This is a genomic window from Ruminococcus sp. AF20-12LB (assembly GCF_003478985.1).
In the GTDB taxonomy this organism is placed as follows: domain Bacteria; phylum Bacillota; class Clostridia; order Lachnospirales; family Lachnospiraceae; genus Blautia_A.
Genome location: NZ_QUGH01000005.1, coordinates 175583 through 199336, shown reverse-complemented (window position 1 = coordinate 199336; position 23754 = coordinate 175583). Strand labels below are relative to the sequence as shown.

Annotated in this window: 19 protein-coding genes; 16 read left to right on the top strand and 3 right to left on the bottom strand. The window is 44.4% G+C overall.

Going from position 1 to position 23754, the window contains the following annotated elements; genetic code table 11:
* Nucleotides 1–35: 35 nt before the first annotated feature.
* On the bottom strand, nt 36–1127 hold the full coding sequence (locus tag DWX61_RS08595; protein WP_118624832.1) for a prephenate dehydrogenase: 1092 nt from the start codon (nt 1125–1127) through the stop codon (nt 36–38).
* A 403-nt stretch (nt 1128–1530) separates the two neighbouring features.
* On the opposite strand from DWX61_RS08595, the gene DWX61_RS08590 reads away from it, so the two are divergent.
* The 6 genes from DWX61_RS08590 to DWX61_RS08565 all read left to right on the top strand — a co-directional run bounded on the left by DWX61_RS08590 (nt 1531) and on the right by DWX61_RS08565 (nt 9727).
* Nucleotides 1531–2253, top strand: coding sequence for a phosphatase (locus DWX61_RS08590; protein ID WP_110103914.1), 723 nt, complete (start codon nt 1531–1533; stop codon nt 2251–2253).
* A 149-nt stretch (nt 2254–2402) separates the two neighbouring features.
* A complete protein-coding gene (locus DWX61_RS08585; RefSeq protein ID WP_110103913.1) occupies nt 2403–4493 on the top strand; it encodes an elongation factor G in 2091 nt (696 codons plus the stop codon).
* Nucleotides 4494–4651: 158 nt separating this feature from the next.
* A complete protein-coding gene (locus DWX61_RS08580) occupies nt 4652–4822 on the top strand; it encodes a hypothetical protein (protein ID WP_015525206.1) in 171 nt (56 codons plus the stop codon).
* The gene (locus DWX61_RS08575) at nt 4819–5826 is read left to right on the top strand and encodes a LacI family DNA-binding transcriptional regulator (protein ID WP_118515381.1); all 1008 of its coding nucleotides are present in this window, start codon (nt 4819–4821) and stop codon (nt 5824–5826) included. The genes DWX61_RS08580 and DWX61_RS08575 overlap by 4 nt, the downstream gene beginning before the upstream one ends.
* A gap of 218 nt (nt 5827–6044) precedes the next feature.
* A complete protein-coding gene (locus tag DWX61_RS08570; RefSeq protein WP_118624830.1) occupies nt 6045–7721 on the top strand; it encodes a glycoside hydrolase family 13 protein in 1677 nt (558 codons plus the stop codon).
* A gap of 14 nt (nt 7722–7735) precedes the next feature.
* On the top strand, nt 7736–9727 hold the full coding sequence (locus tag DWX61_RS08565; RefSeq protein WP_118624828.1) for a glycoside hydrolase family 31 protein: 1992 nt from the start codon (nt 7736–7738) through the stop codon (nt 9725–9727).
* Nucleotides 9728–9943: 216 nt separating this feature from the next.
* On the opposite strand, the gene DWX61_RS08560 is transcribed toward DWX61_RS08565, so the two are convergent.
* Nucleotides 9944–11173 carry a dicarboxylate/amino acid:cation symporter gene (locus tag DWX61_RS08560; RefSeq protein ID WP_118624826.1) on the bottom strand — a complete coding sequence of 410 codons (1230 nt, stop codon included), beginning with the start codon at nt 11171–11173 and terminating at the stop codon, nt 9944–9946.
* 248 nt (nt 11174–11421) lie between these two features.
* Here DWX61_RS08560 and leuS point away from each other — a divergent pair, with 248 nt between their 5' ends.
* The 6 genes from leuS (at nt 11422) to DWX61_RS08530 (ending at nt 19424) form a co-directional block, all read left to right on the top strand.
* Nucleotides 11422–13842, top strand: a complete 2421-nt coding sequence (gene leuS / locus DWX61_RS08555; RefSeq protein ID WP_118515389.1) for a leucine--tRNA ligase — start codon at nt 11422–11424, stop codon at nt 13840–13842.
* 348 nt (nt 13843–14190) lie between these two features.
* Complete coding sequence (locus tag DWX61_RS08550; protein ID WP_118624824.1) at nt 14191–15552, top strand: radical SAM/SPASM domain-containing protein; 1362 nt, start codon at nt 14191–14193, stop codon at nt 15550–15552.
* Between the two features lie 91 nt (nt 15553–15643).
* A complete protein-coding gene (locus DWX61_RS08545) occupies nt 15644–16300 on the top strand; it encodes a TVP38/TMEM64 family protein (RefSeq protein ID WP_118624822.1) in 657 nt (218 codons plus the stop codon).
* A 78-nt stretch (nt 16301–16378) separates the two neighbouring features.
* On the top strand, nt 16379–17665 hold the full coding sequence (locus tag DWX61_RS08540; protein WP_118624820.1) for a chloride channel protein: 1287 nt from the start codon (nt 16379–16381) through the stop codon (nt 17663–17665).
* 149 nt (nt 17666–17814) lie between these two features.
* Nucleotides 17815–18018: a hypothetical protein gene (locus DWX61_RS08535; protein ID WP_118515397.1), complete on the top strand. Its 204-nt coding sequence runs from the start codon at nt 17815–17817 to the stop codon at nt 18016–18018.
* A 167-nt stretch (nt 18019–18185) separates the two neighbouring features.
* Entirely contained in the window at nt 18186–19424 is a 1239-nt protein-coding gene (locus DWX61_RS08530; RefSeq protein WP_118624818.1) for an AGE family epimerase/isomerase, read from the top strand.
* A gap of 177 nt (nt 19425–19601) precedes the next feature.
* Here the strand turns inward: DWX61_RS08530 and DWX61_RS08525 are convergent, their stop codons facing one another.
* Nucleotides 19602–21353 (bottom strand): Rqc2 family fibronectin-binding protein, encoded by a 1752-nt coding sequence (locus tag DWX61_RS08525; protein ID WP_118624816.1) that lies wholly within the window; start codon nt 21351–21353, stop codon nt 19602–19604.
* Nucleotides 21354–21537: 184 nt separating this feature from the next.
* Between DWX61_RS08525 and DWX61_RS08520 the strand changes: the two genes are divergently transcribed.
* Genes DWX61_RS08520 through rpoZ form a run of 4 tightly spaced genes read left to right on the top strand, consistent with a single transcriptional unit; the run spans nt 21538 to nt 23751 of the window.
* The gene (locus DWX61_RS08520) at nt 21538–22416 is read left to right on the top strand and encodes a YicC/YloC family endoribonuclease (RefSeq protein WP_118515403.1); all 879 of its coding nucleotides are present in this window, start codon (nt 21538–21540) and stop codon (nt 22414–22416) included.
* A 45-nt stretch (nt 22417–22461) separates the two neighbouring features.
* On the top strand, nt 22462–22734 hold the full coding sequence (locus DWX61_RS08515) for a DUF370 domain-containing protein (protein ID WP_021978072.1): 273 nt from the start codon (nt 22462–22464) through the stop codon (nt 22732–22734).
* Entirely contained in the window at nt 22727–23347 is a 621-nt protein-coding gene (gmk, locus tag DWX61_RS08510; RefSeq protein ID WP_015525188.1) for a guanylate kinase, read from the top strand. The genes DWX61_RS08515 and gmk overlap by 8 nt, the downstream gene beginning before the upstream one ends.
* A gap of 53 nt (nt 23348–23400) precedes the next feature.
* Complete coding sequence (gene rpoZ / locus DWX61_RS08505) at nt 23401–23751, top strand: DNA-directed RNA polymerase subunit omega (RefSeq protein WP_015525187.1); 351 nt, start codon at nt 23401–23403, stop codon at nt 23749–23751.
* Nucleotides 23752–23754: the final 3 nt, after the last annotated feature.

Below are 23754 nucleotides of genomic sequence, written 5' to 3'. Positions count from 1 at the left end.
TGGCAGCAGATCGGATATCTGCTGCCGTTTATATATCAGCGTTCGCAGATCTTGTAATTACGTTTTGTAAGAAGCACTTTAGCCTGCTCCAGGGCTGCGTCTGTATAAAATTCGATCTTCAGAACGCCATCTTCAAATTCTCGGTTGTGGATAATACCGATATTTTTGATGTTGACCTTTTCTGTTGCAAGGATGGTTGCAATGGTTGCAATAGCACCGGCCTCATCTGCCACATCAATATAAAGGACATAGGAGCGGGGAATCAAGCTGTTGTCTATAATGTCAATGGAGTCACGGTAATCCTTGGAGCTTGCAAACATGTCAAAGATGTTGTCAGCTTCTTTGTTGTCAATGGAACAGCGGATCTGGATCAGCATACGGATAAATTCATCCAGAACCGTGGAAATGTTTTTCTGATTTTCCAGACAGATCTGTTCCCACATAACAGGTGAAGAAGAGGCAATACGTGTGATATCACGGAAACCGCCGGCTGCGATCATTTTCATATACTGGGCGTCATTATCCAGAAGATTTACAAGATTTACGAGAGCGGAGGCTACAATATGAGGAAGGTGACTGACTCCTGCCGTGATGAAATCATGTTCTTCTGCAGTGATAACAAGGGGGATCGCACCAAGAGAGGAGATCAGTTCTGTGAAATCAGAAATCTTTTCCAAAGCAACTTCTCCTCCCGGAGTGATGATATAGTAAGCATTTTCCAGAAGATGATCACTGGAATTGGAAAAACCGCTGCGTTCGGAGCCTGCCATTGGATGACCGCCGATGAAGCGTCCTTCAAGTCCGAGCTCGGTTACTTTCTCGTGGATAATGTTTTTTACACTGCCTACATCTGTGAGGATACAGTTCTCTCCAAGAGAAGCTTTGATCTTTTCCATGTATTCCACATTGAATTCTACAGGTGCGCAGAGAAAAAGATAATCACAGTTATATAACTGTTCATCTTCAATATCACAGATCCCGTTGATCACGTTTAAACTGACCGCCTCTGCCAGAGCGCTTCTGTCTTTGTCAAAGGCAATCAGGCGATAATCCGGGTGAAATTTTCGTATGGTTTTGGCAATGGAGCCGCCGATCAGTCCAAGGCCGATAAAACCTATGGTTTTCATAGTACTTCAGAGTCCTTTCAGGTTACTTTTTACTTTTATTCTTTAATAGTGTAAATCACGGCTATATTGTAAAAGAAAGTGTAAAAAATGTCAACAAATGTTAGAGGAAACAGGAAGGCCATTTTTATAGCTGTTTACCGTAATGTTTTGCGAACAGGGAAGAGTAATAGAAAGTTACTGTTCATTGGTAATATTCCGCGAGGTGTTTTTTGTGAGCGAAGGTCACGGAAAACCCGAGACATACCGCGCGAATTTATGCGATTAGCATAAATTCTGTGCATCGCGAAGCGTGTTGCTGAGAACGGAGTGAACAGTAACAATAGAAAAAGGCTTGAGAAATCAGAGATTTCGGACGTATAATATAATAAGAAAAAACAATATAAGATACAGAGGAGAATTTAGCATGAAATATCAGTCAGTAATGGATCTTCACACACACACCGTAGCCAGCGGACATGCATACTGCACACTTCGCGAGATGGCCAGGGCTGCTTCCGATAAAGGTCTTGAACTCCTGGGGATCACAGAGCATGCACCGAAAATGCCGGGAACCTGTCATAAGTTTTATTTTCAGAATATAAAGGTAGTACCCCGTGAAATGTATGGGATCCAGCTGCTTCTGGGTTCGGAGGTGAATATCCTGGATGCGGCGGGAACGGTAGATCTTGAGCAGAAAACCCTGGAGAAGCTGGACGTGGTCATTGCAAGTCTTCATGTTCCATGCATCAGACCAGGCAGCAGGCAGGAGAATACGGAGGCCTATCTTAATGCTATGAAGAATCCGTGTGTCAATATCATCGGACATCCGGATGACGGAAGATACGATATCGATTATGAGGCGCTTGTACAGGGAGCCAGAGAATACGGTAAAGTCCTGGAACTGAACAACCACTCCATGGACCCTGACTGTAACCGTGAGAATGCAGTGGAGAATGATACCATCATGCTGGAATACTGCAAAAAATATCGGGTACCTGTGGTTATGGACAGTGATGCCCATTTTGACCTTCTGATCGGGGAGTTTGATCTTGCCAGAGACCTTCTGACCAAACTGGATTTTCCGGAAGAGCTGGTACTGAACCGTTCTGTGGATGCCGTGAAAAAGTATGTAAACCGGAAATTCTGAAAGAAAGACGACTGTTCTGTATTAATTGACGGTAATGCGAAAAATTTTCTGAAAAAAAGTTGTCAAAATTGAATAAAATACTTGAAATTTGCATGGAAATTTAGTAAAATATGAACATATTAAGTAAGACAAACAGGGAGGTATTACATATGGACGTTTTCAGAACAGACCGAATCAGAAATGTAGTCCTATTAGGTCATGGTGGCGCAGGCAAAACAACACTGGCTGAGGCAATGGCTTATCTGGCAGGTATGACGAGCAGACTCGGACGTGTTGAGGATGGCAATACTGTCAGCGATTATGACAAGGAAGAAATAAAGAGACATTTTTCCATCACAACTTCTCTGATCCCGGTACCATGGGACAAGATGAAGGTAAATGTACTGGATACTCCCGGATACTTCGATTTTGTGGGAGAAGTTGAGGAGGCAGTCAGCGCCGCAGATGCAGCGATCATCGTTGTTTCCGGTAAGGCCGGTGTCCAGGTAGGAACACAGAAAGCATGGAATCTCTGCGAGAAATATAAGCTTCCGCGAATGATCTTTGTTACAGATATGGACGTGGATGATGTCAGCTATCGTGAGGTCGTGGAAGAGCTGACAGAGCTGTACGGTAAGAGAATCGCTCCTCTTCATTTCCCAATCCGTGAGGATGGTAAGTTTGTAGGTTATGTCAATGTTGTGAAGCAGGCAGGAAGAAGATATATTGACAAGGCCGGCAAGGAAGAATGCCCGGTTCCGGATTATCTGACAGAATATCTTGAGAAATATCATGAAACTCTGATGGAGTCTGTTGCAGAGACAAGCGAAGAGTTTATGGACCGTTATTTCGAGGGAGATACCTTTTCCGTAGCAGAGATTTCCGCAGCTATTGCAACCAATGTACAGGATGGAAGTATTGTTCCGGTATGCATGGGATCACCGGTGAACCTTCGCGGTGTATCTAACCTTCTGGATGATATCTGCGGTTACTTCCCAAGCCCAAGCGGACGTTCCTGCAATGGTATCGCACAGAAGACTAACGAGATCTTTGAGGCCAATTATGACTTTGCCAAGGCAAAATCTGCCTATGTATTTAAGACCATCGCAGATCCGTTCCTTGGTAAATATTCTCTGATCAAGGTATGCTCCGGTGTGCTGAAATCCGATGATACACTTCTTAATGTAGAGAAGGGAACAGAGGAGCGTGTAAACAAGCTTTATGTCATGGAAGGTTCCAAACCGATCGAAGTTCCGGAGCTTTTTGCAGGGGATATCGGTGCCATCGCCAAACTTGGCAGTGTACAGACCGGTGACAGCCTTGCAACCAAGGCGAATCCGATCCTTTATCCAAAGGCTATACTTTCCACGCCATATACATACAAGAGATTTAAGGCAGTGAAGAAGGGTGACGAGGATAAGATCGCACAGTCCCTTGCCAAGATGATGACAGAGGACAGAACACTGAAGGTTGTCAATGACAGTGCAAACCGTCAGAGTCTGATCTACGGTATGGGTGATCAGCATCTGGATATCGTTGTCAGCAAGCTGAAGGAGCGCTATAAAGTGGATGTGGAGCTTTCCAAACCGAAGGTTCCGTTCCGTGAAACACTTCGTAAGAATTCAGATGTGGAAGGCAAACATAAGAAACAGTCCGGCGGACACGGACAGTATGGCCACGTTAAGATGCGCTTTGAGCCATCTGGTGATCTGGAGACACCTTATGTATTTGAACAGGTAGTTGTAGGTGGTGCAGTTCCGAAGAACTACTTCCCGGCTGTTGAGAAGGGACTTCAGGAATGTGTTCTGAAGGGACCTCTGGCTGCATATCCAGTCGTTGGTGTGAAGGCAACCCTTTACGATGGATCTTATCATCCGGTAGATTCTTCTGAGATGGCATTTAAGATGGCAACTATCCTTGCCTTCAAGAAGGGCTTTATGGAAGCTTCTCCTGTGCTTCTTGAGCCGATCATCTCCATGAAGGTTACAGTTCCGGATAAATATACCGGTGATGTTATGGGAGATCTGAACAAGAGACGTGGTCGTGTTCTCGGAATGAATCCGGATCACGAAGGAAATACCATCATTGAGGCAGATGTTCCTCTTCTTGAGATTTATGGTTATTCCACAGTCCTTCGTTCCATGACCGGTGGAAGCGGAGATTTCTCCTATGAATTTGCACGCTATGAGCAGGCTCCTAATGATATCCAGGAGAAAGAGATCGCGGCACGCGCAAGCAAGATTGACAGTGCTGACGAATAAACAGAGAGATCCTTTAAGGCAGAATAAAGAGTTGACAGGCTGCAGCATTTGCTGTAGCCTGTTTTTAGGTGCATTTGAAAATAAGCAGTCAGAGAAACGAATTGTGCTCATACAGGTTATTGAAGCATGAGCAAAAAGAAAAGAGAGAGGACAAAAAAATGTTAGTATGTGATTATATCGTGGAACAGATTGACGGAGATTATGCACATCTGAAGCGTGTGGATCAGCCGGAGGAGGAACTGAAAGTGGTTGCCAGAGCATTACTTCCGGCAGAAATCTATGAGGGCTGTGAGCTTCATTATGAGCTGATGCAGTATTCAATGAAATGATAAGGCTGCAGGATATCGCGGATATGGCAGGTGTCAGTCGTACAACCGTATCTAATGTGATCAATGGAAATACAAAACGGGTTTCACAGAGCACCATTGACCGGATCACGGCGATCCTGAAGGAGCAGAATTATGTTCCCCACATGGGATCTGTGATGCTATCAGGACACGGCTCAAGGATCATTGGAGTGGTTCTTGGTTTTTCCTTCATTCATGGTATGCAGTCTCTGCAGGATTCTTTTGTGGGAGAGATCACAGGAACGCTGCAGGTCGAAGCAGAAAACAGAGGCTATTATATTATGCTCATTGGCGGTGAACGGATCGATAATGTGGTAGATATGGCATCCCGTTGGAATGTGGAAGGTCTTATCATTATAGGGTATAACGAAGAACAGTATCATCAGCTTTCCAGAAAGCTGAATAAAAAAATGGTATTGATCGATGCCTATCCGAAGGGCGGATATAGCTTTCAGAATGTAGGAGTGGATGATTATTCCGGCGGATATCAGATTGGGGAATATCTGTATTCCTGTGGATACCACCGGGCACTTTTTGTTGCGGAAACAGAGCAGGACAGTGATTATGCCAGATGGCTTGGATTCAAACAGGCTATGGAAAAAAATGGTGGCTTCTGCAGCCGCTCCCGCTATGTGGTGGTTCCCCAGGAACCCCGGCGCAGACTGAAAAAATATGAAGAGCTGCTGCCTCATTTTCTGGAGACAAAAGCACTGGCATTTTCTTCGGATTACACAGCTGTGGAGGCCATCAATTTTTTTACAGACAAGGGAATCCGGATTCCGGATCAGATTTCCATTACCGGCTTTGATGATAATTTTTATGCGCAGATCGTCAGGCCAAAGCTGACCACTATTCATCAGGATATTCATCAGAAAGCAGTTCTGGCCCTGCGGAAGCTGCTTCTTATGGCAGAGGGAAAGGAACCTGCTGAAAAAAATGTAAAAAGCCCTGTCTGGCTTGTAAAGAGAGATTCTGTAAAAGAGTAGCAGGATCTCTTTTTTTTATGTTGTGATGACTTTTCCTGGCGCCTTTCCGGAATGTGGTGGGAATTCTTTCGCCGGACAGCAGTGCTTTATTGTTAAAACTGCATAAAAAAAACAGAAAAGTTTGGCAGTAATTTAAGTTTCACGAGAAACCTGTTGATTTTAAAGGGTGGATAGGATATGCTGATTTCAGAATCAACAGAAAAAGGAGGCCATTTATCATGAAAAAAAGTTGGTGGAAAGAAAGTGTGGTATATCAGATCTACCCGAGAAGTTTTAAGGACAGCAACGGAGACGGAATTGGTGATATTCCCGGGATTATAGAAAAACTGGACTATCTGAAAGAACTGGGAGTAAATGTTCTCTGGATCTCACCCATGCTGGAATCTCCGCAGGATGACAATGGCTATGATATTTCCGATTATCGTAGGATCTATAAAGAATATGGAACCATGGAGGATTATGAAAAACTTCTTGAAGAAGCGCATAAACGGGGCATTAAGATCCTCATGGATCTGGTCGTAAACCATACTTCCGACGAACACAACTGGTTTATTGAAAGCAGGAAATCCAAAGATAATCCTTACAGGGATTACTATATCTGGAGAGAGCCGGTGAATGGAAAAGAACCGAATAACTGGGGAAGTGTATTCGGAGGACCTGCATGGGAGTATGATCCTCAGACAGAGATGTATTATCTTCACCTGTTTTCCAGAAAACAGCCGGATCTGAACTGGGAAAATGAAAAGGTCCGTCAGGAAGTTTATGATATGATGAATTTCTGGTGTGAAAAAGGAATCGACGGTTTCCGAATGGACGTGATCAGCATGATCTCCAAGGATCAGTCATATCCGGATGGAGAAATGAACGGAGGATTATACGGTGATTTCGGTCCTTACTGCGTCCATGGCCCGAGGATCCATGAGTTTCTTCAGGAAATGAACAGAGAGGTTTTATCCCGATACGATGTGATGACAGTTGGAGAAACCTCCGGTGTGACTATCGAAGAGGCACAGAAATATGCAGGTGAGGACAGGAATGAGCTGAACATGGTGTTTCAGTTTGAGCATGTAGAGGGACAGGGATCAGAACATGGTAAATGGACTACCGAGAAATACGATTTCCAGGAATTTAAAAAGGTTATGATCAAATGGCAGGAAGAGCTTGCGGGAAAAGCATGGAACAGTTTGTTTCTTGGAAATCATGACCAGCCAAGAAGTGTTTCCAGATTTGGAAATGATAATCCGGCATATAGGGAAACTTCAGCCAAGATGCTGGCAACCTGTCTTCATATGATGCAGGGAACTCCTTATGTTTATCAGGGAGAAGAGCTTGGAATGACCAATGCTTATTTTACAGAGCTTAAGGATTATCGCGATATCGAGAGCATTCAGTATTTCCATGAATATACAGAAGCAGGTATTTATACACCGGAATACATGATGAAGTGCCTGATGCTGAGAGGACGTGACAATGCCAGAACACCAATGCAGTGGGAGGATTCTCATCAGGCCGGCTTTACGGAGGGAACGCCATGGATCAGGGTAAACTCCAATTATAAGGAGATCAATGCGAAGCAGCAGCTTTCAGACCCGGATTCTATTTTCCATTATTATCAGAAGCTGATCCGTTTAAGAAAAGAAAAACCGGTGATCGTTTACGGCACTTTTGAGGCACTTTACAGAGATCATGATCAGATTTTTGCATATACCAGAACCCTTGAGGGAGAGAAGCTTCTCACAGTCTGCAATTTCAGTGAGCATGTGGCAGAAATGGAAATTCCGGAAGAATTTCAGAAAAATGCAGAATGTCTGATCACAAATCTTGGAAGAAAGGATTTTGAAAAGAAAGTGCTCATGAAACCTTATGAGGCATTTGTTCTTTACAGAAAGCTGTAACAGGAGAGGGAAAAATGATAAAAAAATATGTATATGGAGAGCCCTTTGAGACTGAGGCACTGACAGAAAACATTGAGACAGCAGAAGGAAAGCCAGGATATGGAGAAATCTGTGCAGAAGATGGATTTTCTTTTACTTATATCATGGATGAAGAGGATATCGTTTATGGATTGGGAGAATCCAACCGCGGTATCAACAAGAGAGGATTCATTTACACCAGTAACTGTACCGATGATCCGGAGCATACAGAGGATAAACATTCCCTGTACGGTGCACATAATCTTATCATTGTGTCCGGAAAAGAAACCTTTGGAATGTTTTTTGACTATCCGGCAGCGATCACCTTTGACATTGGCTATACCAGAATGGATACCATGAAGGTAACCTGCGAAAATGCAGACCTGAAGCTTTATGTGATCGAAGGGGAGAGTCCCTATGATATTGTAAAGCAGTTCCGTCATGTGATCGGAAGAAGCTATATCCCGCCGAAATTTGCCTTTGGATTTGGCCAGAGCAGATGGGGCTATACTACAAAAGAGGATTTCCGGAAGGTTGCAGCCGGATATCGTGAAAATCATATTCCTATTGATATGATCTATATGGATATCGATTATATGCAGTCTTATAAGGACTTTACATTAAGTGAAGAGAATTTTCAGGATTTTCCGGGATTCGTAAAGGAACTGAAGAATCAGGATATCCGTCTGATCCCGATCATCGATGCCGGCGTCAAGGTAGAGCCGGGATACGATGTTTATGAGGAGGGTGTCAAAAACCGCTACTTCTGCCAGAGAGAGGACGGCAGTGATTTTGTAGCTGCTGTATGGCCGGGTGATACTCATTTTCCGGATGTATTGAACAAAGATGCCAGAAAATGGTTCGGTGACAAATACCGTTTCCTGATCGAGAAGGGAATCGACGGTTTCTGGAACGATATGAACGAGCCGGCGATCTTCTATTCCACAGAGGGAATGAACGAGGTCAAAGAGCTTGCAGGAGAATTTGCAAAAGATACGGAAGGAAAGATCCATATCTGGAAGATGCAGAGCGCACTTCGCAATGCAGCAAACAATCCTGAAGATTATCGGAGATTTTACCATAATGTGGATGGCAGAAAGATCCGCCATGACAAAGTCCATAACCTGTTTGGCTACAATATGACCAGAGCAGCAGGGGAGGCTTTTGAACGGATCGATCCGGAAAAACGTTTTCTGATGTTTTCCAGATCATCTTATATTGGTATGCATCGCTACGGAGGAATCTGGACCGGCGATAATAAATCCTGGTGGGCTCATATCCTTTTGAACTTGAAGATGATGCCATCTCTGAATATGTGTGGTTTCCTGTATGCGGGAGCAGATTTGGGCGGATTTGGCGCTGATACAACAAGAGAACTGCTGCTTCGTTTCCTGGCGCTTGGAGTATTCACACCGCTGATGCGTGATCATACAGCGATTGGTACCAGAGAGCAGGAATGCTACCAGTTCGAAAATGTGGAGGATTTCCGCCATGTGATCGGTGTAAGATATCGTCTTATTCCATATCTTTACAGTGAATATATGAAGGCTGCTCTGAACGATGATATGTATTTCCGGCCGTTAGGCTTTGTTTACCCGGAGGATAAGATTGCCGTACATGTGGAGGACCAGCTGCTTCTTGGAAATGAGATCATGATCGCTCCGGTTTATGAACAGAACGCAAGAGGCCGTTATGTATATCTTCCGGAGGAGATGAAATTTGTGAAATTCCTTCCGGACGGAACCATTGCAGAGGAGATTCTGGGAAAAGGTGTACATTATGTGGAAGTGGCACTGAATGAGATCCCGCTGTTTATCCGGAAGGGGAAATGTATTCCGGTTGCAGAAGCAGCGGAATGTGTGGCAGCTCTGGATACAAAAAATATGCAGCTTCTCGGATATGAAGGTGCGGAGTATGCCTTATATGAAGACGATGGAATCCATAAGGATTACGACAGAGAAGAAAATTACCGTGTTCTGAAAAAATAAAGTCAGCAAAATGAAATATAAATTTCTGTGTTACATCATTTACGTTAGACATTATAAAGAATATAGGATGTGAACAGTTGATAAACAGAAAAGCCGTAAGTATATGTGAAAGTTTCTTAAACATATATCTTACGGCTTTTCTGCTATTGATTTACATAAAATATCTTATGTAAAGTAATTTGCGTTCTGTTTAAATAACACTTCAGAAAAATCTGTTTATGCTTCTTCCTCAATCTTGATAACATTTTTCAGTACAGAGCAGCATGCCATGTCACCGATAACATTGACGCAGGTGGCGCCCATATCACAGAGGGTATTGATGCTGATATAAACGCCAAGAACTCCGGCAGGAAGTCCGGCCATAGTTGCCAGTGCTGCGAAAGATGCGATAGCGCCACCGGGAACACCTGGAGTACCAACGGAAAGCAGTACGTTTGCAAGAAGGATAATGATCATAAGAGGAATACTTACATGGATTCCGCAGGCGTTTGCAAAGAACATGATCATAAAGGACATCAGGATAGATACAGCATCCATATTAACGGTAGCACCAAGAGGAATGGCGATGCTGGTGATCTGGTTGGATACGCCCATTTCTTCTTCCATACACTGCTTGCTTAATGGAATGGTTGCGGAGCTTGAGCAGGTTCCGAAGGCGTTCAGTGCTGCCGGCAGGATCGCTTTCAGGAATTTCAGCGGACTCTGTTTGCCGATCAGCTTTACAGAGAGACCGTACACTACAATAGCGAAGCCAAAGAATGCCACATACAGAATAACAAGCTGTGTTGCAAGGGAAATGATCGTTTCAGTTCCGTTGGCTTCCACAACCGGTACGATGGTACAGAAAACACCGATGGGTGTAAAGTACATGATGGTTGTGATGATCTTCAGGCATACTTCATTGACGGAATCAATCAGATTCAGGAATGGAGTTCCTTTTTCACCGACTGCGATCAGTGTGAAACCGATGATCAGGGCAAACACCAGAACCTGGAGCATGTTTCCGTCAGCAAATGCGGCGATTGGGTTGGAAGGGATCAGGTTTTTCAGGGTATCAAGGATACTGCTCATTTCTGTAGCCTGGATGTCTGCCGTTGCCATCTCAAATTTGACTCCCTCTCCGAGATGGATCAGTCTCGGGATGATCAGTCCGCACAGGCTGGCAAGTGCCGTTGTGCAGAGAAAATAGATCATGGATGCTGCAGTGATCTTGCCGGTAGTACGTGCGTTTCCGATGGAACAGATCCCAATGACAATGGAACAGAAGACCATGGGAAAAATCATCATGTTCAGGGCGTTCATGTAGATACTTCCGATCAGACTGGTCACAGTGAGGACAGGTTCAAACCGTCCGGCCAGGAAAAGTCCTGTGAGGATACCCAGGATCAGTCCTGTAAAGATCGCACCGGTAATATGCTTCCGGTACCAGGAATAAAAAGATTTCATTTATGCGTTCCCTCCTAAGATAAATATGTATGTATAATATAGGAAAATACATGCAGGAAATTATATCATGTGAAAAAAGAAGCGTCAACTAAACCAGGCCAGGATTGCAGGTTCATGTATATTTTGATGGAAAAGGGCTGTTTTTGGATTTCTGTTTGACAAATACATCATAAGTAGTTAAAATTAATAGCAGTGTGTGAAAGCATTAAAGTATTAATACTGAGTAATTTGTCAGGAGGAATAAAAAAATGGCTGCACCTTATAACCATAGAGCCATCGAAGCGAAATGGCGCACAAACTGGGAGAAAAAGCCGGTAAATGTCAATGATGGCAAGAAACCGAAATACTACTGTCTGGATATGTTCCCGTATCCGTCCGGAAACGGTCTTCATGTAGGACATTGGAGAGGCTATGTGATCTCTGATGTATGGAGCCGCTATAAAATGCTCCAGGGTTATTACCTGATCCACCCGATGGGATGGGATGCTTTTGGTCTCCCGGCTGAGAACTATGCTATCAAGATGGGTGTTCATCCGGCAGTATCTACAGCAGCAAACATCAAAAATATCAAACGTCAGATCAACGATATCGCAGCAATCTATGACTGGGATATGGAGGTTAACACAACAGATCCGGAATTCTATAAATGGACACAGTGGATCTTTGTAAAAATGTTCAAAGAGGGTCTTGCATATGAGAAGGAGTTCCCGATCAACTGGTGCCCTTCCTGTAAGACAGGTCTTGCAAATGAAGAGGTTGTAAACGGATGCTGCGAGCGTTGTGGTACTCCGGTTACCAAAAAGAACCTCCGTCAGTGGATGCTCCGCATCACAAAATATGCAGACAGACTTTTAAGTGATCTGGATAAACTGGACTGGCCGGAGAAGGTTAAAAAGATGCAGACAGACTGGATCGGCAAATCCTACGGCGCAGAGGTCGATTTCCCGGTTGAGGGAAGAGAAGAGAAGATCACTGTCTATACAACAAGACCGGATACTCTTCACGGAGCAACATTCATGGTACTTGCACCGGAGCATGCTCTTGCAAAGTCTCTTGCAACAGACGAGACAAGAGAGGCTGTAGAGAAATATATCTTTGATGCTTCCATGAAATCCAATGTAGACCGTCTTCAGGATAAAGAGAAGACTGGTGTGTTCACAGGTACTTATGCGATCAATCCGCTGAACGGTGAGAAGCTTCCGATCTGGCTTTCTGACTATGTACTTGCTGATTATGGTACAGGTGCTATCATGTGTGTACCTGCTCATGATGACCGTGACTTTGAGTTTGCAAAGAAATTTGATATTCCGATCATCCAGGTTATCGCAAAAGACGGTAAAGAAATTCAGAATATGACAGAAGCTTACACAGAGGCTTCCGGAACCATGATCAATTCCGGTGAGTGGAACGGAATGGAATCTTCCGTACTGAAGAAGGAAGCACCGCATATCATCGAGAAGCTGGGTATCGGACGTAAGACTGTCAACTACAAACTGAGAGACTGGGTATTCTCCCGTCAGCGTTACTGGGGTGAGCCAATCCCGATCGTACACTGCCCGAAATGCGGTGCGGTACCGGTACCGGAGGATCAGCTTCCGTTAAGACTTCCAGAGGTAGAAAGCTACCAGCCAACAGGAACCGGAGAGTCACCGCTTGCAGCTATTGACGAGTGGGTAAATACCACATGCCCGTGCTGTGGTGCTCCTGCAAAACGTGAGACAAACACTATGCCTCAGTGGGCAGGATCTTCCTGGTATTTCCTCCGTTATGTAGATAGTAAGAATAATAAAGAACTGGTTTCCAAAGAGAAAGCTGATAAATATCTGCCGGTAGATATGTATATCGGTGGTGTAGAGCATGCTGTTCTTCATCTTCTGTACTCCAGATTCTACACCAAGTTCCTGTATGATATCGGAGCTATTGATTTCGATGAGCCGTTTGTTAAGCTGTTCAACCAGGGTATGATCACAGGCAAAAACGGAATCAAGATGAGCAAATCCAAAGGAAATGTTATTTCACCGGATGATCTTGTAAATGATTACGGATGTGATTCCTTACGTATGTATGAGCTGTTCGTAGGACCGCCGGAACTGGATGCAGAATGGGATGACAGAGGAATCGATGGTGTATCCAGATTCCTGAAACGTTTCTGGACACTGGCTCTTGACAGCATTGAGAAAGATATCCCGGCTACCAAGGAGATGGAGAAAACTCGTCATAAGATGGTATATGATATCACCAGCAGACTTGAAGCATTCAGCCTGAATACTGTAGTGTCCGGATTTATGGAATACACAAACAAGCTGATCGCTATCGCAAAGCAGAACGACGGTGCTGTTGACAAAGAAACCATCGAGACAGTTACCATTCTTCTTGCGCCATTTGTTCCTCATATTGCAGAGGAGATCTGGGAGAAGCTTGGTCATGAGGATTCTATTTTCCATGCACAGTGGCCGGCTCACGATGAGGAGCTTATGAAGGATGATGAGATCGAGGTTCCGGTTCAGATCAACGGCAAGACCAAGGCTGTTATCAGTATTCCGGCAGAGATATCCAAAGAAGATGCGATTGCCGAAGGAAAGAAGGCAGTTGCAGATAAGATTTCCGGAAATATCATCAAAGAGATTTACGTACCGAAGAAGATCATCAATATCGTAGTAAAGAAATAAGATATATTAAAAACACCCGAAGCAGGGCGGAATATTTTTTCTGCCTTTGCCAGGGTGTTTTTTTGTGGAGAAACATCATGAAAACAGTAAGTATGCACAAAAATAACAAATGTTATTTAGCGAAGATGTTAATAATATTTAGGCATTTTAACAGATTTGCCTAATTTTTGGTCATACCAATTATATTGTCTATTGTTATTCAAATGAAAAAAACGTACAGTAACACCATGAGTCAGGCAAAGACCGAGAGATGGCTTTGCTGCTCAAAATGCAGTGTGACGGAATGAGGATGTCCGTTTAGCTGGATCTGCATATCTACATATTGAGAGAAATAAGGAGAGAGATAGTATGAGCGCAATGAATACACTTAAGAAATTCGGACTTGAACAGGCATTCAACTATGTTTACAAAGATCCGGATAAGAATTTTATCAAGATCATGGACTGGGCAGATAAATTTTCCGGTGGTGGATTTCCTACACAGAGAGCGATGATCCGCGAAGCCATTTCCAATCCGGAACATCCGTATTATCCGTTTATTCATAGATTGGTAACTGATATTGATCCACATGTTATGAAAACTCTGGCTGCAAACTTCTTTATCAATGCAAACCTTGCAGGCTGGCCGAGACAGGATGAATGCCGTAAAAAATATGGCTGTAATATTCCGTGGGCGATCCTTCTTGATCCTACAAGTGCCTGTAATCTGCACTGTACAGGATGCTGGGCAGCAGAGTATGGAAACAAGCTGAACCTCACTTATGATGAGATCGATGATATTATCCGCCAGGGTAAAGAGCTTGGTGTTTATATGTATATTTATACAGGAGGAGAACCTCTTGTAAGAAAAAAAGATCTGATCCGTCTTTGCGAGAAGCATAATGATTGTATCTTCCTTTCTTTCACAAATGCAACACTGATCGATGAGGATTTTGCAAATGATATGCTTCGGGTAGGAAACTTTGTTCCTGCGATTTCACTGGAAGGATTTGAGACTGCAACAGATGGCAGAAGAGGAAATGGTGTATACCAGAAGGTTATCAGGGCAATTAATCTCCTCAGAGAAAAGAAGCTTGTTTTTGGTATCTCCGCATGTTACACAAGTGCGAATTTTGCATCCATTACATCTGAGGAGTTTTATGACAGCCTGATCGATCTTGGAGCGTACTTTATCTGGTATTTCCATTACATGCCGGTTGGAAATGATGCTGCACCGGAGCTGCTCCCAACACCTGAACAGAGAAGAGAAACTTATGAGCGTATCCGTAGATACCGTGCAATAAAGCCGTTATTTGCCATGGATTTCCAGAATGATGCAGAGTTTGTGGGAGGATGTATTGCAGGCGGCCGTCGTTATCTGCATATCAATGCAAATGGTGATATCGATCCATGTGTATTTATCCATTATTCTGATTCCAATATCCGCGAGAAAACACTTCTGGAAGCACTGCAGTCTCCGATGATGATGGCATATCATGACGGACAGCCGTTTAATGACAATATGTACCGCCCATGCCCGATGCTTGAAAATCCACAGAAGCTGAGAGAAATGGTAGAAAAATCCGGAGCACATTCCACAGATCTTCAGTCACCGGAGAGTGCAGAGCATCTCTGTGCAAAATGTGACCGGTATGCTGAAAACTGGAAACCGGTAGCAGAGGAAATGTGGAAGGAAGATCAGGAGAGAAAGGCAGCGAAGAAAGTCTGCTGATCCTGAAACTTAAAAAAACAGAATTTATGAAAGAGCACGGTACCGGAAACAGGTGCCGGTGCTCTTTTTTTGAAAACGGAGGGATCAGACCATGAAAAAAATGATTGATAACATCAGAAAATATCTGCCGGCGGTGCTCTTTCTTGTATTTCTCCTTTTCTGTATCCATTATAGAGAGGATCTGTCTGTGAGAAGGATCTTAAGCTATACACCGGAGGAACCTGTTAAGGCTGCATTACTTATGCTTGGGCTTTATGCTGTGAAAAGTGTTTCTTTTATATTTCCAATTGCGATCCTGCAGCTTGCTGTAGGGCATCTGTTTTCTACAGGAACAGCACTTCTGGTGAACTTTCTGGGAAGAGCAGTCACATTGGCACTTCCATATTGGATGGGACGCTTCTCAGGTGCATCCATGGTGGAAAGTCTTACATCTAAATATCCGAAGCTGAGAACAGTAGTAGATTACCAGAACGGAAATTCCCTGTATATTTCATTTTTTATGCGGACATTGAACTTTTTACCGGGAGATGCTGTGAGTCTGTTCCTCGGAGCTGAAAAGATCCCATTTGAAACCTATATGGCAGGTGGCATGCTTGGAACGCTGCCGGGAGTTATTCTCGCTACAATATTTGGAGCAAATATCAAAAATCCGAAGTCTCCGGCATTCTGGCTCTCCGCAGTGCTTCTTGTGATGATCAGTGTATTCTCGATCCTGATACACAGGCATATTTCCCGGAAGAAAAAATAACAGTGCTTTCTCTTCCTGCTTTTACTGAGAGGAAAAATGTAGTATAATGCAGACAGTAAAGAAAAGAAGGGAAAGAACATGGGGATAGATCATAACAAAAGATTAAAGGAACATTTATATTATTACAGTGCAAGAATCAGCCGGGATATGTCAAATCTGATCAAGTGGCTGGTTCTTGCTGTCATTACAGGATGTATCGTAGGAGCTGCCAGCACACTGTTTTCTTTTACGTTGAAGGCAGTAACCGGTTACCGGAAGGCTCATGAATGGATTTTTCTTTTGCTTCCGTTATCCGGTCTTGTCATTGTATTTTTGTATGAGAAGCTTGGAAAAGAGGATGGAGGGACCAATCAGGTTCTTTCTACCGTGCGTTCCAGAGATAATGTGCCGATCCTTTCTGCACCACTGATCTTTATCACAACGGCACTGACTCATCTTACCGGTGGTTCTGCGGGACGTGAGGGAGCAGCGATCCAGCTTGGAGGAAGTATTGCCAACCAGCTTGGAAGATGGATCCATCTGGACGAGGAGGACCGTCATGTAATTGTCATGTGCGGCATGAGCGCGGCGTTTTCCGCATTGTTTGGAACACCGATGGCAGCGGCAGTTTTTGCGCTGGAAGTGGTTAGTGTGGGAGTGATGTACTATGCGGCACTGATGCCATGTATGATCGCGTCACTGGTCGCTTCCGGATTTGCAGCCGGAATGGGAGTCACGCCGGAAAGTTTTCATGTGACAGATATTCCGGCACTGACTGTGGAAACTGGCCTGAAAATGGGAGTGATCGCTCTGGGCTGTGCAGTTGTCAGCATTATGTTCTGTATTGCCCTGAATGGTGCAGCAGGACTTTATGGCAGATGGTTTAAGAATAAATATGTCAGGGTTGCAGTGGGTGCCTGCCTGGTCATTGTTGTCACCTTTATTCTGAGAACAGATGAATATATGGGCGCTGGTGCGGAGCTTATTGAAAAAGCAGTGGAAAACGGACAGGCGGGTACTTTCGCCTTTTTCTGGAAAATGGTGCTTACTGCACTGACTATGCGTGCAGGATTCCGTGGGGGAGAGATCGTACCTTCTTTCTGCATCGGAGCCACCTTTGGCTGTGTGATGGGTAATCTCATGGGAATTTCTCCGTCAATCTGTGCAGCCTGCGGAATGGCAGCAGTTTTCTGCGGTGTGACCAACTGTCCGATCACTTCGATCCTGATTGCTTTTGAAATGTTTGGATTTAAAGGAGTATCCTTCTATCTGATCGCAGTATCTATCAGCTATGCGGCATCGGGGTATTATGGCCTTTATAAGGACCAGACCATTGTGTACTCAAAATATAAAGCAAAATATGTGAACCGGCATACCAGATTTTGATATAGAGCGAAATGTGAAGGGGTGTGTGTATACTGACATAATATCTTATGGAATACCGCATGGACATGTCTGGAAAATATCTGGACATCTGCGGAAATCTGATGTAATATATTAAACGTTAGTATTTACAGAAAGGCAGATTTTGAAGTATGGAAGAGAAGATTCTTGATTTTATCATGGAGTATGCACAGAAGAATGAGGGAGTTCCGTTTCAGGTGATCGAGGAGAATTTTAATATCGTTATGGATGATAAGCTGAAAGATATCATCAGTGATGCGATCTGGGACAGGGATAATGTTTCCGATGTGATCACAGAAAGTGATCGTTATGTGATCACCTGTTTTGAAGATTAATACAGGACTGTCTGCGACCGCTGCGGTAATGGAATTAAGAAGTCTGAATATGAGGAGAATGCGTATGTGGCATTCTCCTTTTTTATTAGTCTGCCAGAATAATCTAAAAGAATTGAAGTTCCCCAAAAAGAATGATATCCTAAAGAAAAACAGATGGGGTGGTTGAAATGAACAGCAAATATGAGATTAACACAAAAGAAAACCGGGAATTCCTGAAAGCATCCTGTGAGGATCTTTTGAATTTCGGACATCGGTTTCCTTCACCGAATGGAGGTTCCTATTATCTGGGGGACGACGGAACACCATGGAAGGACAGAAACCGGGAAACCTGGATCACCTGTCGTATGGCTCATGTATACAGTCTGGGTCTGATGCTTGGCCATGAGGGAAGCGGAGAACTTGCGGATGCGGCATTGAAAGGTCTGAGGGGAGAGCTTCACGATGAAAAAAACGGTGGCTGGTATGCAGGTGTAACACCGGAAGGAGATATTGTGCCCAATAAACAGTGTTATGCCCATGCATTTGTGATCCTGGCTGCATCTTCCGCACTGACAGCCGGAAGGTCCGGGGCGGAGGAACTCCTTGAGGAGGCTCTGGCTGTTTATGATCAGTATTTCTGGAATGAAGAGGAGGGGCTGGCCTGCGATACCTGGAATACGGAATTTACCGTGCTGGATGATTACCGTGGATTAAATGCCAATATGCACACGGTAGAGGCTTTTCTGGCAGCTGGAGATGTTATTGGAGATAAGAAATATCATATCCGTGCAGGCAGGATCATTGATCATGTAATTGGATGGGCAGAAGATAATAGCTGGAGGATTCCGGAACATTTTACGAAGGAATGGGTGGCAGATCTTGACTGCAACTGTGACCGTCCGGATGATCCGTTCAAGCCATATGGAGCGACACCGGGCCATGGAATCGAATGGGCAAGACTGATCATACAGTGGGCACTTGCAAACTGCGGAGAAGAGAAAGAAAAACTGGAAAAATATCTCCAGGCAGCAGAGAAACTTTACACAACAGCAATAAAAGATGGCTGGAATGCAGATGGTGCACCGGGAATTGTATACACGACAGATTGGAATGGCAAACCGGTGGTACGTGACCGTATGCACTGGACTCTTGCAGAAGCGATCAATACCTCTGCAGTTCTTTATCATGTGACCGGTAAGGAGAAATATGCGAAAGATTATGCTGAGTTTATGAAGTACCTGGATGAAGTGGTCATGGATCACGAAAACGGTTCCTGGTTTCACCAACTGGATGAGACAAATCATCTGAAGGGAACTGTATGGCCGGGAAAATCCGATCTGTATCATGCGCTGCAGTCCACACTAATCCCGTATCATAAAGCAGATACATCCATTGCACCGGCAGTGGAGAAAAAACTGGAGATCTGAACAAAAATCGTTTTGTGATTTTTGTTCATGAGCATATAACAAAGCGGAGTGCGAATGTCCACTGAAAACATAAAAAACCTTCCTGTGTTTACAGAAAAATTTCTCAGGACAGATACTTGCAGAGATACAGGTATCCTGTCTTGGAGAAATACGAGAACACAGGAAGGTTTTTTTAGTTTACTCCGTGACCTCTTTCAGATCCGAAATATCCGGAGAAGCCATGAGAGAATAATTGGTGTAATAAACAACGAAACCGGGTTTTGCACCGGCAGGTTTTTTTACATGTTTTTTCTGGATATAATCGATCTCTACCTTGGGAGCAGAGTGCCCTTTGGAGTACCAGGCTGCCAGGCGTCCTGCTTCTTCGAAGGTACGGTCCGGAAGTTCACCATCTTTGGTGCGGACGATCACATGGGAACCAGCCATCTTCTTTGCATGGAACCACCAGTCATTTCCGGTTGCAAACTTGAAAGTCAGCTCATCATTCTGGAAATTGTTTTTTCCCACATAGATATCAAAACCGTCACTGGATATGTAGTGGAGCGGTTTGGATTTCGGCTGGGCTTTCTGGCCTTTTTTGTTAGTGTAGTGACGTTTGATATAGCCGTACTCAGTGAGCTCTTCCTTGATCTGGGAAAGGTCACTTTCGGATCTGGCGATATCCAGAGCATTGGAGATAGATTCCAGATGAGAGATCTCACTTTCCGTATCTGCGATCTGTTCGGTGACGGCTTCCTCTGTACGCTTCAGCTTTCCGTATTTATCAAAATATTTCTTGGAATTCTGTGCCGGTGTCAATGTCGGGTCAAGAGGGATAGTGATTTCCTCGTTGGTGTAATAGTTCAGTGCCTTAAAGGATCTGCAGCCTTCTTCAAGCCCGTATCCATAGGTGTTGATCAGTTCACCGTAGACCTTGAATTTATCTTTTTTTGAAGTATCATTCAACTGCTTTTTCTGGATGTTGTATTTTTTTCGATTACGTTCCAGAGCGGTCTGTACTACACGGCGAAGATCGGAGGATTTCTGGTGGATGCGTGTCAACAGACTCTTGGTAGCATAATAGGTCTCCAGCATAACAGAAACACTGTCAAAGGTTTCACTGCGGTATTCACTGCCAAACTGCTGATAAGGAAAGACACCGTATTCCACAGGCTCATCTCCGCGGTAGACAATATTCGGGGTGAACTCTCTGTTCCGGATCTGCTCAATAAGGCGGAGAAAGGTATGATAAAGATGGGTGCAGGCCGTTTCATCCAGGGACTGCGCTGCATCACTTCCGTCAATGGATGCACGGTAGCAGATCTCCTCAGCCATTACCGGGCTCATACCGGTGAGGGAAGTATAAAGCGCTTTGGAAATGTTTACCGGTTTTTTGCAGATATGTCCGGTAAATTCTTCCTCGGAAACTGTCAGCGGATTTTCTTTATCTCGGGTATTTGGAATGAAATATTCTCTTCCTGGAAGGACTTCACGGACAGAACTCATATGGGAAGAGACATGTTTGATACTGTCCAGGATCATGCCTTTTTCATCGCAGAAGATGATGTTGCTGTGTTTGCCCATCAGCTCCATGATCAGGCGCTTCCGGCAGGGGTCGCCAAGTTCATTGAGATGCTCCAGCTCAAATTCCACCACACGCTCCATTCCCGGCTGTTTTACATCCAGGATTCGGGCGCTTCCGATATGCTTTCGAAGAAGCATGCAGAAGTTCGGTGCAGTTAAAGGACTGATACGGTTCTTATCTGTAAAATAGATCAGAGGAAGGGATGCGCTTGCACTTAAGAGAAGACGTTTCTGTCCATTTGCGCCTTTTCCTGTGATCAAAAGTTCATCGTTTTCCGGCTGGGCGATTTTATTGATACGTCCGCCTTTTAAATTATCATCAATCTCTGCCACGAGAGCAGAAACTGTAATTCCGTCAAATGCCATGATTTTACCTCCATTTCAGTTGCTGTTCACTCCGTTCACAGCAACTCATTTCAACATCGATCATTATAACAGTAAAAAAAGAGTTTGACTAGGGTTTTGGAATGAACTATAATAAATCCGTATGCAATCATTGGCTGCATTTATCAGCAGCTGATAAACTTAAGAGGCAGTATTGGAGGATAACATGATAAAAAGTATGACCGGCTTTGGCAGGGCAGAAGCAGTTTCCAGAGAACGTAAGGTTTCTGTTGAACTGAAATCCGTCAATCACAGATATCTGGATCTGAACATCAAAATGCCGAAAAGACTCAGCTATTTTGAGGGAGAGATCCGAAATGTGATGAAGACTTATATCCGCCGCGGCAAAGTTGATGTGTTCATCACCTACGAAGACTATACAATGGGCGGAATGGCTCTGAAGTACAATGCAGAGCTGGCAAGGGAATATCTGGGCTATTTGAACCAGATGAGTGAGGAACTGGGGATTGAGAATGATATCCGTGTTTCCACACTTTCCAGATATCCGGATGTGTTTACAATGGAAGAGCAGGCTCCGGATGAGGAAGAACTCTGGAATTTTCTGGAGGGTCCGCTTCATGAGGCCTGTCGGAAATTTGTGGAGACCCGCCAGCGTGAGGGCGCTAATCTGAAACAGGATCTTCTTGGGAAGCTGGACGGACTGGAAGCAAAGGTCGATGTAGTGGAAAAACGTTCTCCGGAAGTAGTGAAGGCTTATCGGGAGAAACTGGAAACCAAGATGCATGAGCTTCTTGAAGATAACCAGATCGATGATTCCAGGATCGCCGCAGAGGTGATACTTTTTTCAGATAAGATCTGCAATGATGAGGAGACGGTACGTCTTCGAAGCCACATCCACGGAATGAGAAAGATCCTGGATGAGAACGAGGGCGTGGGACGTAAGATGGATTTCATGGCACAGGAGATGAACCGTGAGGCGAACACCATCCTGTCTAAATCCAATGATCTTACCGTATCTAACGCGGCTATCGATCTGAAGACAGAGATCGAGAAGATTCGTGAGCAGATCCAGAATATCGAGTAACCGGACAGGAAACAGGCTGTACACAGACAGAAAGGGAGAGCGTAAATGGCGAAACTCATTAATGTAGGCTTTGGAAATGTTGTCAATTCACGCAAGATCGTGGCTGTGGTAAGTCCGGATGCCGCTCCTGTAAAGCGCATGATACAGAGTGTCAAGGGAACCCGAACTCTGATCGATGCCACACAGGGAAGAAAAACAAAAGCAGTGATCGTTACTTCCGATGATTATCTTGTCCTTTCCGCTCTGCAGCCGGAAACCATTGCCAGGAGATTTTCGGAAGCGTATGGAGAAGAAACGAGGGAGGAAGGAAATGAGTAAGGGAATTTTAGTTGTTGTTTCGGGATTTTCCGGTTCCGGAAAAGGTACTGTCATGAAACGTCTGATGGAAAAATATGACAATTATGCATTATCTGTTTCTGTTACTACCAGAAATCCAAGACCGGGCGAGAAGGACGGAGAGGCTTATTTCTTCCGCACAAAAGAAGAATTTGAACAGCTGATCCGGGAAGACGGACTGATCGAGTATGCACAGTATGTGGAGAATTATTATGGCACACCCCGCAAATATGTGGAGGAGCAGCTTTCCGCAGGGAAAGATGTGATTCTTGAGATTGAGATCCAGGGTGCCATGAAGATCCGTGAGAAGTTTCCGGATACACTGCTGGTATTTGTATGTCCGCCGTCTATGGAGGAGCTTAAGAACCGTCTGGTAGGTCGCGGAACAGAGACTCTGGATGTGATCAACGGGCGTCTCAGAAGAGCGGTTGAAGAATCCAGAGGAATGGATAAATATGATTATCTCCTGATCAATGATGATCTGGAGGAATGTGTTGATACACTTCATGAGACCATCCGGTGTGAGCGCATGCGTACATCCAGGAATCATGATTTTGTATCCAGGATCCAGAAAGAAGCGGAAGCTTTTTTATAAATACCAATTAATAAGTTAAATACGGCCCTGCCGTTACAGAAGGGAGAAAAGATATGATACATCCATCTTATTCAGAATTAATTGAGGCTATCAACACAAACAACGAGGACGACGATGAGGCTCTCGTGCTGAACAGCCGTTATTCTCTTGTACTTGCAGCTAGCAAACGTGCCCGCCAGCTGATCGCAGGAGCAGAGCCGCTTGTACCGGGTGCAGCAGGAAAGAAACCGCTTTCTGTTGCCATTGATGAGCTCTACAAGGGTAAGGTAAAGATCCTTCCCGGACAGGAAGAAGAGGAAGAGCTGGAGGCTCTTGAAGCTGAGAAGGAGGCTCTTGAGGCAGCAGAGGGCGAGACCGCAGAAGGCACTGAGACTGCAGAAGCAGCTCAGACGGAAGCGGAGTAATTT

Coding starts and splice junctions, on each gene's coding strand:
- DWX61_RS08595 (WP_118624832.1), bottom strand. CDS start 1,127: ATGAAAACCATAGGTTTTATCGGCCTTGGACTGATCGGCGGCTCCATT.
- DWX61_RS08590 (WP_110103914.1), top strand. CDS start 1,531: ATGAAATATCAGTCAGTAATGGATCTTCACACACACACCGTAGCCAGC.
- DWX61_RS08585 (WP_110103913.1), top strand. CDS start 2,403: ATGGACGTTTTCAGAACAGACCGAATCAGAAATGTAGTCCTATTAGGT.
- DWX61_RS08580 (WP_015525206.1), top strand. CDS start 4,652: ATGTTAGTATGTGATTATATCGTGGAACAGATTGACGGAGATTATGCA.
- DWX61_RS08575 (WP_118515381.1), top strand. CDS start 4,819: ATGATAAGGCTGCAGGATATCGCGGATATGGCAGGTGTCAGTCGTACA.
- DWX61_RS08570 (WP_118624830.1), top strand. CDS start 6,045: ATGAAAAAAAGTTGGTGGAAAGAAAGTGTGGTATATCAGATCTACCCG.
- DWX61_RS08565 (WP_118624828.1), top strand. CDS start 7,736: ATGATAAAAAAATATGTATATGGAGAGCCCTTTGAGACTGAGGCACTG.
- DWX61_RS08560 (WP_118624826.1), bottom strand. CDS start 11,173: ATGAAATCTTTTTATTCCTGGTACCGGAAGCATATTACCGGTGCGATC.
- leuS (WP_118515389.1), top strand. CDS start 11,422: ATGGCTGCACCTTATAACCATAGAGCCATCGAAGCGAAATGGCGCACA.
- DWX61_RS08550 (WP_118624824.1), top strand. CDS start 14,191: ATGAGCGCAATGAATACACTTAAGAAATTCGGACTTGAACAGGCATTC.
- DWX61_RS08545 (WP_118624822.1), top strand. CDS start 15,644: ATGAAAAAAATGATTGATAACATCAGAAAATATCTGCCGGCGGTGCTC.
- DWX61_RS08540 (WP_118624820.1), top strand. CDS start 16,379: ATGGGGATAGATCATAACAAAAGATTAAAGGAACATTTATATTATTAC.
- DWX61_RS08535 (WP_118515397.1), top strand. CDS start 17,815: ATGGAAGAGAAGATTCTTGATTTTATCATGGAGTATGCACAGAAGAAT.
- DWX61_RS08530 (WP_118624818.1), top strand. CDS start 18,186: ATGAACAGCAAATATGAGATTAACACAAAAGAAAACCGGGAATTCCTG.
- DWX61_RS08525 (WP_118624816.1), bottom strand. CDS start 21,353: ATGGCATTTGACGGAATTACAGTTTCTGCTCTCGTGGCAGAGATTGAT.
- DWX61_RS08520 (WP_118515403.1), top strand. CDS start 21,538: ATGATAAAAAGTATGACCGGCTTTGGCAGGGCAGAAGCAGTTTCCAGA.
- DWX61_RS08515 (WP_021978072.1), top strand. CDS start 22,462: ATGGCGAAACTCATTAATGTAGGCTTTGGAAATGTTGTCAATTCACGC.
- gmk (WP_015525188.1), top strand. CDS start 22,727: ATGAGTAAGGGAATTTTAGTTGTTGTTTCGGGATTTTCCGGTTCCGGA.
- rpoZ (WP_015525187.1), top strand. CDS start 23,401: ATGATACATCCATCTTATTCAGAATTAATTGAGGCTATCAACACAAAC.